Annotated in this window: 11 protein-coding genes; 3 read left to right on the top strand and 8 right to left on the bottom strand. The window is 69.1% G+C overall.

Annotated elements, in window-relative coordinates; all coding sequences use genetic code 11:
• Nucleotides 1-23: 23 nt before the first annotated feature.
• Nucleotides 24-1,031 (bottom strand): ABC transporter substrate-binding protein, encoded by a 1,008-nt coding sequence (locus tag ACSFBE_RS06245; protein WP_435489524.1) that lies wholly within the window; start codon nucleotides 1,029-1,031, stop codon nucleotides 24-26.
• Between the two features lie 156 nt (nucleotides 1,032-1,187).
• Between ACSFBE_RS06245 and ACSFBE_RS06240 the strand changes: the two genes are divergently transcribed.
• Complete coding sequence (locus ACSFBE_RS06240) at nucleotides 1,188-2,606, top strand: amidase family protein (RefSeq protein WP_435489523.1); 1,419 nt, start codon at nucleotides 1,188-1,190, stop codon at nucleotides 2,604-2,606.
• Here ACSFBE_RS06240 and uvrA read toward each other — a convergent pair.
• Nucleotides 2,593-8,367 carry an excinuclease ABC subunit UvrA gene (gene uvrA / locus ACSFBE_RS06235; RefSeq protein WP_435489522.1) on the bottom strand — a complete coding sequence of 1,925 codons (5,775 nt, stop codon included), beginning with the start codon at nucleotides 8,365-8,367 and terminating at the stop codon, nucleotides 2,593-2,595. The genes ACSFBE_RS06240 and uvrA overlap by 14 nt on opposite strands.
• Nucleotides 8,368-8,539: 172 nt before the next feature.
• On the opposite strand from uvrA, the gene ACSFBE_RS06230 reads away from it, so the two are divergent.
• A complete protein-coding gene (locus ACSFBE_RS06230) occupies nucleotides 8,540-9,652 on the top strand; it encodes an ABC transporter substrate-binding protein (RefSeq protein WP_435489521.1) in 1,113 nt (370 codons plus the stop codon).
• 84 nt (nucleotides 9,653-9,736) lie between these two features.
• Here the strand turns inward: ACSFBE_RS06230 and ACSFBE_RS06225 are convergent, their stop codons facing one another.
• The 6 genes from ACSFBE_RS06225 to ACSFBE_RS06200 form a co-directional block, all read right to left on the bottom strand.
• Nucleotides 9,737-9,886 (bottom strand): hypothetical protein, encoded by a 150-nt coding sequence (locus ACSFBE_RS06225; RefSeq protein ID WP_435489520.1) that lies wholly within the window; start codon nucleotides 9,884-9,886, stop codon nucleotides 9,737-9,739.
• A 124-nt stretch (nucleotides 9,887-10,010) separates the two neighbouring features.
• Nucleotides 10,011-11,705, bottom strand: a complete 1,695-nt coding sequence (locus tag ACSFBE_RS06220; RefSeq protein ID WP_435489519.1) for an MFS transporter — start codon at nucleotides 11,703-11,705, stop codon at nucleotides 10,011-10,013.
• A gap of 155 nt (nucleotides 11,706-11,860) precedes the next feature.
• Nucleotides 11,861-12,502, bottom strand: a complete 642-nt coding sequence (locus tag ACSFBE_RS06215) for a 2-hydroxychromene-2-carboxylate isomerase (protein ID WP_435489518.1) — start codon at nucleotides 12,500-12,502, stop codon at nucleotides 11,861-11,863.
• Entirely contained in the window at nucleotides 12,499-12,783 is a 285-nt protein-coding gene (locus ACSFBE_RS06210; RefSeq protein WP_435489517.1) for a DUF1289 domain-containing protein, read from the bottom strand. Before ACSFBE_RS06210 ends, ACSFBE_RS06215 begins: the two co-directional genes overlap by 4 nt.
• Before the next feature lie 2 nt (nucleotides 12,784-12,785).
• Nucleotides 12,786-13,274, bottom strand: a complete 489-nt coding sequence (locus tag ACSFBE_RS06205; RefSeq protein WP_435489516.1) for a YbaK/EbsC family protein — start codon at nucleotides 13,272-13,274, stop codon at nucleotides 12,786-12,788.
• Nucleotides 13,275-13,318: 44 nt separating this feature from the next.
• Entirely contained in the window at nucleotides 13,319-14,305 is a 987-nt protein-coding gene (locus ACSFBE_RS06200; RefSeq protein WP_435489515.1) for a LacI family DNA-binding transcriptional regulator, read from the bottom strand.
• A 254-nt stretch (nucleotides 14,306-14,559) separates the two neighbouring features.
• On the opposite strand from ACSFBE_RS06200, the gene ptsP reads away from it, so the two are divergent.
• Nucleotides 14,560-17,133, top strand: coding sequence for a phosphoenolpyruvate--protein phosphotransferase (gene ptsP / locus ACSFBE_RS06195; RefSeq protein ID WP_435489514.1), 2,574 nt, complete (start codon nucleotides 14,560-14,562; stop codon nucleotides 17,131-17,133).
• Nucleotides 17,134-17,137 lie beyond the last annotated feature (4 nt).

The raw sequence follows: 17,137 nt of genomic DNA, 5'->3' as shown, positions 1-17,137 counted from the left end.
GGCGGGATGTCGCAAAAGGTGGCTCAGAATTTCTTGTCGCCGGCCGGCACCTTGGCCCAGAAGCTCGGGTCGTAGGCCTTGCTCAGGTCGGCCGGCGCCTTCAGGGCCTGGTAGCCCACCAGCTGCGTCTGCATCTTCTCGACGGTCGGGAGGTCGATGGCCAGGATGCCGTCGGTCGTGCCCTTGCCGGCCTTCACCAGCTTCTCGAACTCGTCGAGCATGGCTTCCTGGTGCGCGCGGTTCAGGCTCGGGGCGGCGGCCATCACGATGTCGATGGCTTCTTTCTTGTTCTGCAGCGCGTACTTCCAGCCCTTGATGGTCGCGTCGAGGAAGGCCTGCACCTGCGCCGGCTTCTCGTTGCGGTACTTCTCGGACACCAGCACCGTGTCCTGCTGAACCGTCACGCCGTAGTCGTCCGGCGAGATCAGCGTCAGCTTCTCGCCCAGGCCCTGCGACTTGAGGGTGTTGAGTTCGTTGTAGTAGGTGGCGGCGGCCACGTCGAACTGCTTTTCGACGAAGGGTGCCATCGAACCCGACTGCGGCACGATGGTCAGATCGCTCTGCTTCACGCCGGCCGATGCCAGCATCGAGTACAGCGTGTACTGCGTGCCGGTGAACCAGGTGGCGACCTTCTTGCCGGCGAAGTCCTTCACCGTCTTGATGCCCGAATCCTTGTAGGTCACATAGGTGAACGGCGTCTTCTGCACCGTCACGCCGATGCACACCAGCGGCAGGCCCTTCTCGCGCGCCAGCAGCACGGTCTCGGTGCCGCCGGCCAGGCCGAAGGTGTCGTTGCCCGAGGCGACCAGCGTCTCGACGTTGAGGTTCGGGCCGCCGGGGTTGATCGTCAGGTCGAGGCCGCCTTGCTCATAGAAGCCCTTGGCCTTGGCCACGTAGAAGCCGGCGAACTGCGCCTGCGCCAGCCACTTGAGGCGCACGGACACTTTCTCCGCGGCCGAGGCGGGCATCGCCGCGAGAAGTGCCATCGAGGAAGCGACGGCGGCCAGGAAACGCAAGGACTTGGAAAGCATCGGAAGACCTCATGAATACAAAAAATAGATTAAGCAGTATTCATGCCAATTAATTTCGATGTGTTTGGAGGGTTCAGAAGGCTGGTTTGGCCCGAAACGTGCACCCGATCGCGACGTTCGCCCCAACTTCGCGCCCGCATGCATCCAGATTCAGCATTGACCGAACTTTCTGCCCGCGAGGCGGCCCTGCGCATGGCGCGCGGCGACCTGCGCGTTGCCGACTATGCGCAGGCGCTGCTGGCGCGGGTCGAAGCCAGCGCGCCCTTCAACGCGCTGATCCATCTCGACCGCAACGGGCTGCTGGCCGACGCCGCAGCGCTCGATGCCGCGCCACGCCCCGATGCGGGAACGCAACCGCTGTACGGCGTGCCACTGGCCTATAAGGACAACATCGACGTGGCCGGCCTGCCGACGACGGCCGGCAGCGCCTGGATGCGCGGCCACGTGCCCCAGCGCTCCGCCGGGGTGACGCAACGCCTGCGCGCGGCAGGCGCCCTGGTGCTCGGCAAGACCAACCTGCACGAGTGGTGCCAGGGCGTGACCGGCCACAACCACAGCTTCGGACCCTCGCGCAATCCGTTCGACCCCACGCGCGTCACCGGCGGCTCCAGCGGCGGCAATGCGGTACTGCTGGGCCTGCGCGGCACACCGATGGCGATCGGCACCGACACGGGCGGCTCGGTGCGGGTGCCGGCCGCGCTGTGCGGGCTGGTGGGCTTCCGCCCGACGGTGCAGCGCTGGCCGCACGACGGACTGGTGCCGATCTCGCCGACCTTCGACACCGCGGGCGTCATGGCCCGCTCGGTGGACGATTGCGTGCTGGCCGACCACGCCGTGGCCGGCGGGCCACTGCAGCTCGCGGCGACGCCGCTGGCCGGCGTGCGGTTGGGCGTGCCCGACGCCTATTTCTGGGACGACATCGATCCGCCCGTGGCCGAACTGGCCCGCGCCGCACTTGCGCGGCTGCGCGAGGCCGGTGCGGTGCTGGTGCCCTGCGACCTGGCCGAAGCCGGCGCCCTCTTCCAGCAAGGCGCGATGTCGATCTCGCTGCACGAGATCCTGCCCGCGCTGGCCGCGTACTTCGCATCGCACGGGCGGCCCTTCGATGCGCGGGCGCTGGCCGACAGCGTGGCGAGCCCCGACGTGCGCCCCCTGTTCGAACGACCGCTCGGTCCGGACGCCATCACCGCCGCGGCCTACGCGCACGCCCGGCACACGCTGCGCCCGGCCCTGCAGGAAGCCTACCGGCGCTGCTTCGAGCGGCACGACCTCGCCGCACTGCTGTTCCCGACCAGTCCGCTCACGGCGGCACGCATCGGCGAAGACGTCGAGCTCACGCTGTGTGGCCGGCCCACCACGGCCTTCCAGGCCTACATCCGCAACACCGGACCGGCCGGCATGGCGGGCCTGCCCGCGCTCAGCCTGCCGATGGGCCTGACGCGCGACGGGCTGCCGGCCGGCCTGGAGCTGACCGGTGCTGCGGGCGCAGACACCGCCCTGCTCGCGCTGGCGCTGGGCGTCGAAGCGGCCTTGCCGGCCGCGCCGCGGCCAGCCCAAATTCTCAGCGCGACATAGCCCGCGCCAGCACCGGTGCCAGCGCCACGCCGGTGTGCGTGCCGAGCTCGACCACGTCCTCCGGCGGCGCCGCCGCGACGATGCGCCCGCCGCCGTTGCCACCTTCGGGGCCGAGGTCGATCAGCCAGTCGGCTTCGGCGATCACGTCGAGGTCGTGCTCGATCACCACCACGCTGTGCCCGCCGTTCACCAGCCGGTGCAGCACGTGGATCAGCTTCTCGACGTCGGCCATGTGCAGGCCGACCGTCGGCTCGTCGAGCACGTAGAGCGTGTGCGGCGGCTTCTGTCCGCGGCGCGTGATGTCGTCACGCACTTTGCTCAGTTCGGTCACCAGCTTGATGCGCTGCGCCTCGCCACCGCTCAGCGTCGGCGAGGGCTGGCCGAGGGTGAGATAGCCGAGCCCCACGTCCTTCAGCAGTTGCAGCGGGTGGCTGATGTTGGGCATCGCGGCGAAGAAATCGACCGCCTCGTCGACCTCCATCTGCAACACGTCGCCGATGCTCTTGCCGCGCCAGGTGACCGCCAGCGTCTCGGGGTTGAAGCGCGCACCGTGGCAGACCTCGCAAGGCACCTTCACGTCGGGCAGGAAGCTCATGCCGATGGTGCGGATGCCGGCGCCGTCGCAGGCCGGGCAGCGCCCTTCGCCGGTGTTGAAGCTGAAGCGCGCCGGCGCATAGCCGCGCGCCTTGGCTTCCAGCGTGTCGGCGAAGAGCTTGCGGATGGTGTCCCAGAAACCGATGTAGGTCGCGGGGCAGCTGCGCGGCGTCTTGCCGATGGGCGTCTGGTCGACTTCGAGCACGCGGTCGATGGTCTCGTAGCCGTCGACCGATTTGCAACCCGACCACGCCGCGCGCTTGCCCGCCGCATCCTTGTCGCGGCCGGCCTTGGTCATGCGCTGGATGACGATCGCCTGCACGTTCGTCAGCAGCACGTCACGCGCCAGCGTCGACTTGCCTGAGCCGCTGACGCCGGTGATCGCCACCAGGCGATGCAGCGGCAGCGTGGTCGTCACGTCCTGCAGGTTGTGCAGATCGGCGCCATGCACCGTGAGCCAGTCGGGTGCGCCGGGCTCGGGTGGCGGCACGGCGCGTCGTTCCTGCAAGGGGTGCTTGATGGCATCGCGCAGGTAGCGGCCGGTCTGCGAATCGCCCGCCGCCTCGATGTCGGCGACCGTGCCTTCGGCCACCAGGCGGCCGCCGCGCTTGCCCGCGCTGGGGCCGATGTCGATGATGTGGTCGGCACGGCGGATGGTGTCTTCGTCATGCTCGACCACCACCAGCGTATTGCCCTTCTCGCCCAGCTTGTGCAGCGCGTTGAGCAGGATGCGGTTGTCGCGCGCATGCAGGCCGATGGTCGGCTCGTCGAGCACGTAGCACACGCCCTGCAGGTTGCTGCCGAGCTGCGCCGCCAGGCGGATGCGTTGCGCCTCGCCACCGGAGAGCGTCGGTGCGCCGCGGTCGAGCGTGAGGTAGCCGAGGCCGACCTCTTCGAGAAACTCGAGGCGGCTCTTGATCTCGGGCACCAGGTCGCGCGCGATCTCCGCCTCGCGGCCCACGAGCGCAAGGCCTTCGAACCACTGCCGGATGTCCATCACGCTCATGCGCGCGATCTCGGTGATGCCGATGCCGCCCGCGCCGAACGGGCCCGCGTGCGCGGCCGGGTGCGTCGCGGGACCGAAGCTCACCGCGCGCGCCGTTGCGTTCAGGCGCCGGCCTTCGCAGGTCGGGCAGGTCACGTCGCCCACGTCTTCAGCCTCGGGTTCCGCGAAGGTCTGTTCACGGCCCTTCTGGTCGTCGGCCAGCACCGAGTCGTCGTAGACCTTGCGCTGGTCCTTCGTCAGCTTCACGCCCGTGCCCACGCAGTCGGGGCACCAGCCGTGCTTGCTGTTGTACGAGAAGAGGCGCGGGTCGAGTTCGGCGTAGCTGGTGCTGCAGATCGGGCAGGCGCGCAGCGTGGAGAACACCTGCGTGCGCCCGATGCCCGCCGTCGGCTCGCCCGCTTCCATCGCCGGCTTGAGCGCATCGATGTCGCTCAGCACATGCACCACGCCCTTGCCGAGTTCGAGCGCCTTGGTCAGCGCCTCGCGCAGCGCCGCTTCGTTCGACGGCGACACGTCGAGGCTGGCCACCGGCAGCTCGATGCTGTGCTCCTTGAAGCGGTCCAGCCGCGGGAAGGGCGTGACCGGCAGGAAGCCGCCGTCGACCCGCAGGTGCGTGTAGCCGCGCGGCCGCGCCCAGTCGGCCAGCTCGGTGTAGACGCCCTTGCGGTTGCTCACCAGCGGTGCGAGCAGGCCGATGTGCTGGCCCTTGAAGTTCTTCAGCAGCTGCGCCGCGATGCTGTCCGGCGTCTGCGGCTGCACCGCTGCGCCGTCGTGGATGCAGTGCTGCGTGCCGAGCTTGACGTAGAGCAGGCGCAGGAAGTGCCACACCTCGGTCGTGGTGCCGACCGTGCTCTTGCGGCCGCCACGCGACAGGCGCTGCTCGATCGCCACCGTCGGCGGAATGCCGTAGACCGCATCGACCTCGGGCCGGCCCGCCGGCTGCACGATGCTGCGTGCGTAGGCGTTGAGCGATTCGAGGTAGCGCCGCTGTCCTTCGTTGAACAGGATGTCGAAGGCCAGCGTCGACTTGCCCGAACCGCTGACGCCGGTGACCACGCTGAACTTGCCGCGCGGGATGTCGACCGAGAGGTTCTTCAGGTTGTGCTCGCGCGCATTGACGATCTGGATCGCCTCGCGGCCGAAGGCCGGGAGGGCCCGCCGCGCCAGCTCGGCACCGCTGCGCTCGCGCACCGCGTGGCGCGACGGGCCGAGCGACAGCTCGTAGTCGCGCAGCGCGTCGCCGGTGAGCGAGCCCTTCATCTCGCGCACCTGCTCGGGGGTGCCGACGGCCACGACCTGGCCGCCGCCGTCACCGCCTTCGGGGCCGAGGTCGATCAGCCAGTCGCTGGCGCGGATCACGTCGAGGTTGTGCTCGATGACGACCAGCGAATGGCCGGCGTCGAGCAGCTTGCGCAACGCGCGCATGAGCCGCGAGATGTCGTCGAAGTGCAGGCCGGTGGTCGGCTCGTCGAACAGGAAGAGCGTGCCGCGGCGCGCCACCGATTGCTTGCTCGCGGTACCGCTCTTCGCCGCCTCTGCGAGAAAGCCGGCGAGCTTGAGGCGCTGCGCCTCGCCGCCCGACAGCGTGGGCACCGGCTGGCCCAGCTTCACGTAGTCGAGCCCGACATCGACGATGGGTTGCAGCACGCGCAGCACGTCGCGGTCGTTCCCGAACGTCGCGGCCGCCTCGGCCACGGTGAGGTCGAGCACGTCGGCCACGTTCAGGCTGCGGCCACCGCGTTCGATCTTCACCTCGAGGATCTCGGGCCGATAGCGCTGGCCGTCGCAGTCGGGGCAGCGCAGGTAGACGTCGGACAGGAACTGCATCTCGACGTGCTCGAAGCCCGAGCCGCCGCAGGTCGGGCAGCGCCCGTCGCCGCTGTTGAAGCTGAACTTGCTGGCCGTGTAGCCACGCTGGCGCGACAGCCCGGCCGTCGCGAAGATCTCGCGCACCGCGTCCCAGGCGCCGACATAGCTCGCGGGGTTGGAACGCGCCGTCTTGCCGATGGGCGACTGGTCGACGAAGACGACATCGCTCAGGTGGTCGGCGCCCAGCAGGCGGTCGTGTTCACCGGGCGACTCGGTCGCCTTGCCGAAGTGGCGCATCAGCGCGGGCGCCAGCACGTCCTGCACCAGCGTCGACTTGCCCGAGCCGCTGACCCCGGTGACGACCACCAGGCGCTGCAGCGGGAAGTCGACGGTGATGTTCTGCAGGTTGTGCTCGCACGCGCCTTCGAGGATGAGCCGCGGCGTGCTGTCGGTCACCGGGCGCTTGAAGCCCATGCCGATCTGCTTGCGGCCGCCGAGGTAGTCGCCGGTCAGCGTATGGGCGTTTCGCAGTTCGTCGGTGGTGCCGTCGAACACGATCTGGCCGCCGCGGATGCCCGGGCCGGGGCCCATATCGATCACGCGGTCGGCGGCCAGCATCACGGCCGGGTCGTGCTCGACCACCACCAGCGTGTTGCCCGCATCGCGCAGGCGCAGCATGGCCTCGGTGATGCGGTTCATGTCGCGCGGGTGCAGGCCGATGCTGGGCTCGTCGAGCACGAACAGCGTGTTGACCAGCGAGGTGCCGAGCGCGGTCGTCAGGTTGATGCGCTGCACCTCGCCGCCCGACAGCGTGCGGCTCTGGCGGTCGAGCGTGAGGTAGCCGATGCCCACGTCGTGCAGGTAGCGCAGGCGCGTAGTGATCTCTTCGAACAGCAGCTTGAGCGCCTGGGCGTCGCCTTCGTTGGCGGTCGCGCCGCTGCCGCGGTGCTCGATGCCGTCGAAGAACTTCCGCAGCCGCTCGATGGGCAGCAGCATCAGGTCGTGCAGGCACAGGCCGGGCAATGCCTCCAGTTGCGCGCGCGACCATTTCGTGCCCACCGGCAGGAAACGCTTGGCCGGCGCGAGCACGCTGTCGGCGTCTTCCTTGCCGCCGATGCGCCACAGCAGGCTGTCGAGCTTCAGGCGCGCGCCGCTGCAGGTCGGGCACGGCGTGTAGCTGCGGTACTTCGACAGCAGCACGCGGATGTGCATCTTGTAGGCCTTGCTCTCCAGGTAGCCGAAGAAGCGCTTGATGCCGTACCACTGCTGGTTCCACTTGCCGGTGTAGTTGGGCGAGCCGTCGAGCACCCAGTCTTTCTGTGCCTGCGTGAGCTTGGCCCAGGGCGTGTCGCGCGGGATGCCGGCGTCTTCGGCGTGGCGCATGAGGTCGTCCTGCGCCTCCTTCCACGCGGGCGTCTGGATGGTCTTGATCGCGCCGGCGCGCAGCGTGAGCTTGTCGTTCGGAATGACCAGGCCGAAGTCGACGCCGATCACGCGGCCGAAGCCCCGGCAGGTGTCGCAGGCACCGACGGCCGAGTTGAAGGAGAACATCGACGGGATCGGGTCGCCGTAGCGGATGTCGCTCTCGGGGCAATGGAGACCTGTGGAAAATTTCCAGATCGTTGGCTCCACGTCCTCTTCCGCTGGCACCGCGTACACGGTGAGCCGGCCCACGCCGCGCTTCAGGCCGGTCTCGATGGCTTCGAGCACGCGGGCACGCTCGGCGCTCGCGAGGCGGAAGCGGTCGGCCACGACGTCGAGCACCTTGCGCGGGCCGGTCGGCGTTGCGACCTCGCGCTCGGCCTGGACGCGGGTGAAGCCGCTGGCGGACAGCCACTGCGTGACCTCATCGGGCGTCGTGCTGGCGGGCAGCTCGACCGGGAAGGTCACCACGATGCGCGGGTCGCCGGCCGCGGCAGCCCGCTCGACCATCGTCGCGTAGATGGTGTCGGGCGAATCGTGCCGCACCGGCAGCGCGGTGTCGCGGTCGAACAGCTGCGCCGCGCGGGCGTAGAGCAGCTTCAGGTGGTCGTTCAGCTCGGTCATCGTGCCGACCGTGGAGCGCGACGAGCGCACCGGGTTGGTCTGGTCGATGGCGATGGCGGGCGGCACGCCCTCCACCTTGTCGACCGCCGGCTTGTCCATGCGGTCGAGGAACTGGCGGGCGTAGGCCGAGAAGGTCTCGACATAGCGCCGCTGCCCCTCGGCGTACAGCGTGTCGAAAACGAGGCTCGACTTGCCCGACCCGCTGGGGCCGGTGACCACGGTCATCTCGCCAGTGCGGATGTCGAGGTCGAGGTTCTGGAGGTTGTGCTGGCGTGCGCCGCGAATCCGAATGGAGCCCTGTGTCATGCGTGCCTTGGGGGTGGGGCAGACATTCTAGGAAGCAGCGGCAACGCCCACGGGCGGTCCGTGACATGGCGCACAGTCCCGAGGGTTTTCCCGGATGCGGACAGGGAGACATTTGGTAACAAATGCTGGACCTCCGCGGGCTTGCCCTGCGCCCTCTTCCTTGGGACTCCACATGACGCAACTTCGCCTGCTCTGCGCAGCCGGCCTCCTGGCGCTCGGCACCAGCGCCGCCTCGGCCCAGATCCTGATTGGCCAGACCGCCGGCATCACCGGCGCGGTGTCGGCCAGCATGAGTGAAACCATCCAGGGCGCGCAGTTGGTGATCGACAACGTGAACGCCCAGGGCGGCATCCACGGTGAGCCGATCGAGATGGTCCGGCTGGACGATGCCTTCGACGTCAAGCGCGCCGGCGAGAACGCCCGCGTGCTGATCGAGGAGCGCAAGGTCGTGGCGCTGTTCATGAGCCGGGGCACGCCCCACACCCAGGCGATCCTGCCGTGGCTCGACAAATACGGCGTGGCGCTGATCGGCCCCTCGACCGGCGCGATGGTGCTGCACAAGCCGGTACAGAAGCACGTCTTCAACGTGCGCTCGACCTACCAGCGGGAGGCTGAGAAGGCGGTGCAGCACCTCCATACGGTGGGCATCGATCGGATCGCGGTGGTGCACGCGGCCGACTCCTTCGGCAAGGACGGCCTCGAAGGCGCCAACATCGGCTTCGCCAAGGCGAAGATCCAGCCGGTCGCGGTGATCCCGGCCGACCGCGACAAGCCCGACCATGCCGCCATCCTTCCTGCGCTGGCCAAGGCCAACCCGCAGGCCGTGCTGTGGATCGGCTCTGCCGACGCGGTGGCTGAGGGCGTGAAGGGGCTGCGCGCCTCGGGCTCGGCGGCGCAGGTCGTCACCCTGTCGAACAATGCGTCGAGCGGCTTCATCAAGCAACTCGGCGCCGCCAGCGGCGGTGTGATCGTGACGCAGGTCTTTCCTTCGGAACGGGCCGCCAGCCAGCCGATGGTGAAGGAAGCCTTGGCGCTGGCAAAAGCCAAGGGCCAGACCGAACTGTCGCCGCAGACGCTGGAAGGCTTCGCCGCCGCCAAGGTGCTGGTCGAGGCGCTGCGCCGCGCCGGCCCGAAACCCACGCGCGCCAAAATCGTGACGTCGCTGGACGGGCTGCGCAACTTCGACCTGGGCGGCGGGCTCGACATCAACTATTCATCGACGGACCACTCCGGCATCGACTTCGCGGACCTGGCCATCATCAGCGAGGGGCGGTTCAAGCGCTAGGCGGCGCAGGCCGCTGGGTACCTCACACCCGCCCGGCCCGCGCGCGACGGAACATCAGGCAGCTCGCCCGATGCCGCCGTCCGATCACTTCGCCCCGCTCGCCCCCGCCGCCGGTTCATGCACGACGTCCCCGCCATGCTTCTCCCCCGACATGTCGACCTTGTCGCCCGCCATGTTGATGAAGTAGAGCGATGCTGCGGCGAAGAGGATGAAGCCGACGACGATTTTCCACATGGGTTGAGTCTCCTTTTGGGTGTTGCGATGTTCAGGAAAAAGGCTTCATGCGGCCCATCGGCTGGCATGAAGCCTCTGTGCTGAACAGCCTCGCCGCGCGTTCGCGGTCGAGGCCTGGTGTCGATCAGTCGTTGGCGTAGATGTCGACGTCCTTCGTTTCCTTGATGAACAGCGTGCCGATCACCAGCGTCATGCCCGCGATGATGATCGGGTACCAGAGGCCGTTGTACATGTTGCCGGTGCTGGCCACGATGGCGAAGGCGGTGGTGGGCAGCAAGCCGCCGAACCAGCCGTTGCCGATGTGGTAGGGCAGGCTCATCGAGGTGTAGCGGATGCGGGTGGGGAACATTTCGACCAGCATGGCGGCGATGGGGCCGTAGACCATGGTCACGAGCAGCACCAGCCAGAACAGCAGCGCCACGGTCAGCAACTTGTTCATCTTGGCCGGGTCAGCCTTCGCCGGGTAACCGGCGACCTTCAACTCGTCGCCGACTTCCTTCTTGAAGGCGGCGATGGCCTTGGCCGAGGTCTCGTCGAACTTCAGGTTGACGACGTTGCCGGTCGGCACTGCAACGCTCTTGGCGCCGATCTTCACTACGGCCGGCGAACCCGCCGGGCCGGCCACGTTCTCGTAGCTCACCGAGTTCTGCACCAGGTAGCGCTTGGCGATGTCGCAGGAGCTTCGGAAGTCGATCTCGCGGGCCACCGGGTTGCCCTGGAAGGAGCAGGTCGCCGGGTCGGCCGTCACCGTCACGCCGGCGCTGACCTGCGCGCGTGCCAGGTCCGGGTTGGCGGCTTCGGTGATCATCTTGAAGACCGGGAAGTAGGTGAGCACAGCCAAGAGGCAGCCGGCCATGATGATCGGCTTGCGGCCGATCTTGTCGGACAGCGTACCGAACACCACGAAGAAGGGTGTGCCCAGCAGCAGCGAGGCGGCGATCATCAGGTTGGCGGTAGTGCCGTCGACCTTCAGTTGCTGCGTCAGGAAGAACAGCGCGTAGAACTGCCCCGTGTACCAGACCACGGCCTGGCCGGCGGTCAGGCCGACCAGGGCCAGGATCACTATCTTGAGGTTCTTCCATTCGCCGAAGGACTCGGACAGCGGTGCCTTCGAGGTCTTGCCCTCGGCCTTCATCTTCTGGAAGGCCGGCGATTCGCTCAGGGAAAGGCGAATCCACACCGAGATCCCGAGCAACGCGATCGACACCAGGAACGGAATGCGCCAGCCCCAATCGCCGAACGCCTGTTCGCCGAGCCAGGTGCGCACGCCCAGGATCACCAGCAAGCTCAGGAACAGCCCGAGCGTGGCCGTGGTCTGGATCCACGAGGTGTAGGCGCCGCGCTTGCCGTGCGGCGAGTGCTCGGCCACGTAGGTGGCGGCACCGCCGTACTCGCCGCCGAGCGCGAGGCCCTGCAGCATGCGCAGCGCGATCAGGATGACCGGTGCCGCGACGCCGATGGTGGCGTAGCTGGGCAGCAGGCCGACGATGAAGGTCGACAGGCCCATGATCAGGATGGTGACCAGGAAGGTGTACTTGCGCCCGATCATGTCGCCCAGGCGGCCGAACACGATGGCGCCGAAGGGCCGCACCAGGAAGCCCGCCGCGAAGGCCAACAGCGCGAAGATGAAGGCCGCGCCCGCATCCAGACCGCTGAAGAACTGCCGCGCGATGATCGCCGCCAACGAACCGTAGAGGTAGAAGTCGTACCACTCGAACACCGTGCCCAGCGAGGAAGCGAAGATGACCTTCTTCTCCTCCTTTGACATGGGTCGGGGCGCCGGATGCGGAACCCCCCTCGAATCTAGTGTGGCTGCCATGTCTGTCGTCTCCTGTTGATTTGCTACGGCGGCCTGGTTTTCCGGGCCGTGGGGCATTCTTGGAGGAGCGACTGACCGGAGCCTTTCGCGAAACTGAATCGCTGCTGACGATTTAAGGTGAAACCCGCGCCCGGGGTTTCAGTATGCAGGAAACGTCAAGGAATGTTGCGCGACAGGGCCGGGCGTTGGTCTGCGCCCGCCCATGCCGGACCGTCGAACCACGGGTCTTGCTGCACTGCTGCACGCAGCATGGCCAGCCCATCGAAGCCCCAGAGGAGGCGCCCGTTGACGACATACGAGGGCACGCCGAAGGCGCCTTGTGCGATGGCTGCATCGGTGTTGGCGCGCAAGGCCGCCTTCGCCTCGTCGCCGCTGCCGTCGCGACGCATCGTCAGTTGCGCCGCCAGTGCGGCCAAACGCGCGGCGTCGCCCGCTTCGCCGCCGCCGCGCCACACGTTGCGGAAGATCGTCTCGGCCGCGTGGCGGCTGATGTCGCCGTCGAGGCTGGTCGACAGCGCCAGCCGCAGATGCGCCAAGGGGTTGTAGGGATGCGTGGCCGGCATCTCGATCGGAATGCCGTGCGCATGGCCGAGCCACAGCACATGGCGGTAGGTCCAGGCGCGCTTGCTCGGCACCTCGGCCGGCCCCTTCTGCCCGTAGTGCTTGAGCATGGCGCCCAGCAGCACCGGCTTGTAGGCCACGCTGTAGCTCAGGCCTTCGAGCGCTTGGGGCAGGTGCTCGAAGGCGAGGTAGGCGTAGGGCGAGACGAAGTCGAGGTAGAAGTCGATGTGCTTCATGGCGTGACGCCTCCAGTCGGTCGAAGGCGGTCGGCCTGCGCCCTGGCGCGCACTTCGATCGCGCACCACACGCTGCGCTTGCCGGCTGCGTCGGAACGGCTCCAGCCGGCGATCTCGGGGATGGTGCGCAGGCAGCCGATGCACAACACGCGCTCGGCGTCCATGCGGCAGACCGACACGCAGGGCGACGGCACCTCGTCGCCGCTGGTGCCGGCGACATCGGCCGCGCGTTGCGCGAGCGCGGCTGCGTCAGTGACGTCGGTGAGGTCGATCGGGGTCATCGTCACACCACGTCCGCGACCGGCGCACCGGTGAGCCGCTCGAGGTCTTGCGGCGACAGCTTCACCACCGCATGCGGATGGCCAGCGGCCGCCCAGATCTCGTCGAAGCGGAACAGCTCGCGGTCGATCAGCGTGACCGGCGGCGTGGCATGCGCGAAAGGCGACACGCCGCCGATCGAGAAGCCCGTCTTCGCCTTCACGAACTCGGCATCGGCCCGGCCCGTCTTGCCGACGATCGCATCGACCTTCTTCTCGTCGACCCGCTTGTCGCCGGAGGTGACGACCAGCACCGCCACGTCGTCGCTCTTGCGGCGGAACACGATGCTCTTGGCGATCTGCCCGACCGCGATCCCCAGCGCATCGGCCGCCTGCTGCGCGGTGCGCGCGGCGTCGTCGAGCATCCGCGGTGCGTGCGCATGGCCGGCGTCCTGCAGCAGGCGCGCGACGCGCTGCACGCCTTCGGGAAAGGGATGGAGTTCGGAACCGCACATGAGAAATGTCCCGGCCCTGCGGGCCTTCGTTGGAAACGCCGATCTTATGAGCGACCGCCGCTGGAGCCGCGCACCACGAGCGCGCCCTCCAGCACCACCTGGCGCACCGGGCGCTCCGGGTCCTGCATACGCTGCAGCAGCAGTTCGGCGGCCGTGCGGCCGATGTCGTAGGTCGGCTGGGCCACGGTGGTCACGTCGAGCGCGGGCAGCGCGGTCCAGTCGTTGTTGTCGAAGCCCGCCAGGCCGATGTCGTGCGGTGTGCGCAGGCCGGCGGCCTGGATCGCCTGCAGCGCGCCCAGCAGCAGCACGCCGTTGGTGACCAGCAGGGCATCGGGGCGGTCGGCGCCCGACAGCACGTCGGCCGCGGCCTGCACGCCTGCCGCGTGCGTGGGCTCGACCCACACAGGCCGCGGCGCCAGCCCCTGCGCGGCCAGCGCCTGCACATAACCGGCGTGGCGTTGCTGGCCGGTGGTGCTGTGGGCACCCGCCAACAGGGCGATGCGCCGGTAGCCGGACTGCAGCAGGTGCTCGGTGGCGCGGCGCGCGGCGGCCTGGTTGTCCAGCACCACGCGGTCGGCGCGGGTGTTCTCGAGCGCGCGGTCCACCAGCACCAGCGGGAACGACCAGGCGTCGGGGCGCAGGCGCTGCAGACCCTGCGTGGTCGGCGAGAGGATCACGCCGCTGGCCTGCTCGTCGGCCATCAGTTCGAGGTAGGACTGCTCCTTGGCCGGGTTCTCGTCGCTGTTGCACAGGATGAGGCGCAGGCCATGGCGGTAGGCCACGTCTTCGACCGCGCGGCCCACGTCGGTGAAGAAGGGGCTGCGGATGTCCGACACGATCAGCCCCACCAGCGACGCCCGGCGCTGGCGCAAGCGGCGGGCGGCCAGGTTGGGGCGATAGGACAGATCGGCGATCGCCTGCTCCACCCGCGTGCGCAGCGGTGCACGCACGGCCTCGGGCGTGCCGAGCACCCGCGACACGGTGGTGGTCGATACGCCCGCGCGCTGCGCGACGTCCTTGATGCTGGCCAATGGGAAGCTCCTGAAAAAACCTTCTGCAATGGTAACGATTTCAGAACATACGTCGAGACCTGGGTCGAATTCGAACCAGTGCTACTGATGAAACGCCCATCTTTGCGTCGATATGCCGCCGTAAGCGCAGACTTGCCTTTGATTTATCAGGGTTTTCCCTTGACTTCAAGCGACATGAACCGTCCCAGGGTTGTGGAATGCGCAGTGCCCATTTCATAATCGAGTCTGGAATCGATACCAAATTTGCAGGAGACATGACCATGCCCACCATTCCGGTCGAAGTCCGCCTGGGCGCGGCCCCCCACAACCGAGAGGACGCCGTGCGCGCTGCGGGCGCCCTGCTCGCCGAAGCCGGCCACATCCATCCGGCCTACGTCGACAGCATGCTGCAGCGCGAAAAGGCGGCCAACACCTTCCTCGGCGAGGGCCTGGCCATTCCGCACGGCATGGTCGAAGACAAGCACCTGGTGCTGCGCACCGGCCTGGCCGTGCTGCAGGTGCCTGCCGGGGTGCGCTGGGGCGACGATGCCAAGCAGGCCCGTCTGGTGGTGGCGATTGCCGCCGCGTCCGACGGCCACCTGCAGGTGCTGCGCCGGCTGACCCGCGTGATGCGCGACAGCGCGCTCATGCAACGCCTGGCCACCACCACCAACGCCCAGGACATCATCGGCGCCCTGCTCGCCGATGGCCCGGCCGACGCACCCGGCAGTGCCGCCGCGCTGGAAGACTTTCCGCTCGGCCGCGAGCTGTCGCTCAACTACCCGAGCGGCCTGCATGCCCGCCCCGCGGGTGAGTGGGCCCGCGTGGCCGGCCGCTTCCAGGCCCGCGTGCACGTGCGTTGCGGCGACACCGTGGCCGACGCCAAGAGCGTGGCCGCGCTGTTGAGCCTGGGTGCCGCCCGCGGCGCGCAGTTGCGGCTGTCGGCACAGGGCAGCGATGCGGCTGCGGCACTGTCGACACTCTCAGCCACCATCGCCCGGCTGGGCGACGAAGAAAGCCGCCAGGCCGAACTGTCGGCCGCGCGTCAGGCGCAGGCCCAGGGCCTGGGCCGCGCGCTCGGCGATTGGCAGCCGGCCGCACGCCACACCGTCACCGGCATCGCCGCCAGCCCCGGGCTGGTGGTCGGCACGCTGGTCCATGTCGGCGACACGGCGCTCGACGTGGAAGACCGCTTCACCTCCGTCGCTGCCGAAGCCGCCGCGCTCGACCACGCGCTGACCGCGGCGCTCGGCCAGCTGCACGGGCTGGCCGACGAAGCCCGCACCGGCGGACGCCAGGAACAGGCCGCCATCTTCACGGCCCACCAGGGCCTGCTGCAGGACGCCGAACTGCTGCAGGCCGTCAGCCGCAGCGTCGTGCAGCAGCACGGTGCCGCATGGGCCTGGCGCCACGCCATGGCCGAGCGCGTGACCGCCCAGCGCGCCCTGGCCGACGCCACGCTGGCCGCCCGCGCGGCCGACCTGCAGGACGTGGGCGAGCGCGTGCTGCGCCACCTGCTGGGCCGCAGCCAGGACGACCGTGCTGCCGCGCCGGCCTGGCCCGACGATGCGATCCTGCTGGCCGACGACATCTCGCCATCGATGGCCGCGCAGATCGACCCGGCCCGTGTGCGTGGCTTCTGCACGGCGCGCGGCGGCCCCACGGCCCATACCGCGATCCTGGCGCGCGCGCTGGGCCTGCCCGCCGTGGTGGCCGCCGGCCCGGCCGTGCTGCCACCCGGCACAGAGGGCGCGGGCGCAGGGACGGCAGGCACGCCCAGCCTGGCCGGCACCGTCGCCATCCTCGATGGCTATCGCGGTCGCCTGTACGTGGCGCCCAGCGAGATCGCGCTGGTCGAGGCACGCACGCACATCGCGCGCCTGGCCCGCCTGCAGGAAGAAGAAGCCCGCTCGCGCCAGTTGCCCGCCACCACCACCGATGGCCACACCGTGGAAATCGCCGCCAACGTGAACCGCGCCGACCAGGCCGTCAAGGCGCTGGAAGCCGGGGCCGAGGGCGTGGGCCTGATGCGCACCGAGTTCCTCTTCCTGGAACGCGACACCGTGCCCGACGAGGAAGACCAGTACCAGGCCTACCGCGCCATGGTCGAAGCCCTGCACGGCCTGCCGCTGGTGGTGCGCACGCTGGACATCGGCGGCGACAAGAAGGTGCCGCACCTGGACCTGCCGGTCGAGGAGAACCCCTTCCTCGGCGTGCGCGGTGCGCGACTCGCCTTGCGCCGCGACGACCTGCTCGTGCCGCAGCTGCGCGCGCTGTACCGCGCCGCCAAGCACGGCCCGATCCAGATCATGTTCCCGATGATCAGCACGGTGGAAGAAGTGCGCACCCTGCGCGCGCGCATGGAAGCCGTGCGCATCGAGCTCGACGCGCCCGCGGTGCCGGTCGGCATCATGATCGAGGTGCCCTCGGCCGCGCTGCTGGCCGACCGGCTGGCCGCATACGTGGACTTCTTCTCCATCGGCACCAACGACCTGACCCAGTACACGCTGGCCGTCGACCGCCAGCATCCCGAATTGGCCGGCATGGCCGAGAGCCTGCACCCCGCGGTGCTGCGCCTGGTCGAGCGCACCGTGGCCGGTGCACGCCAGCACGGCCGCTGGGTCGGCGTGTGCGGCGGCCTGGCGGGCGAGCCCCTGGGCGCCGCCCTGCTGGTGGGCCTGGGCGTGAACGAACTGAGCATGAGCACCAGCGACATCAGCACCGTCAAGGCACTGCTGCGCCGCCATTCGCTGGCCGAGCTGCAGGACCTGGCGCGGCGCGCGCTGGACGTGGACACCGCCGACGAAGTGCGCGCGCTGGGCGCCGCGCTGCGCCCGACCGACGCCTGAGACA

Origin of the sequence: Variovorax sucrosi, assembly GCF_051216635.1 — a bacterium.
Classification (GTDB): Bacteria; Pseudomonadota; Gammaproteobacteria; order Burkholderiales; family Burkholderiaceae_C; genus Variovorax.
The sequence above is the reverse complement of the archived record's forward strand: the minus strand, read 5'-3'. Positions and strand labels throughout refer to the sequence as shown.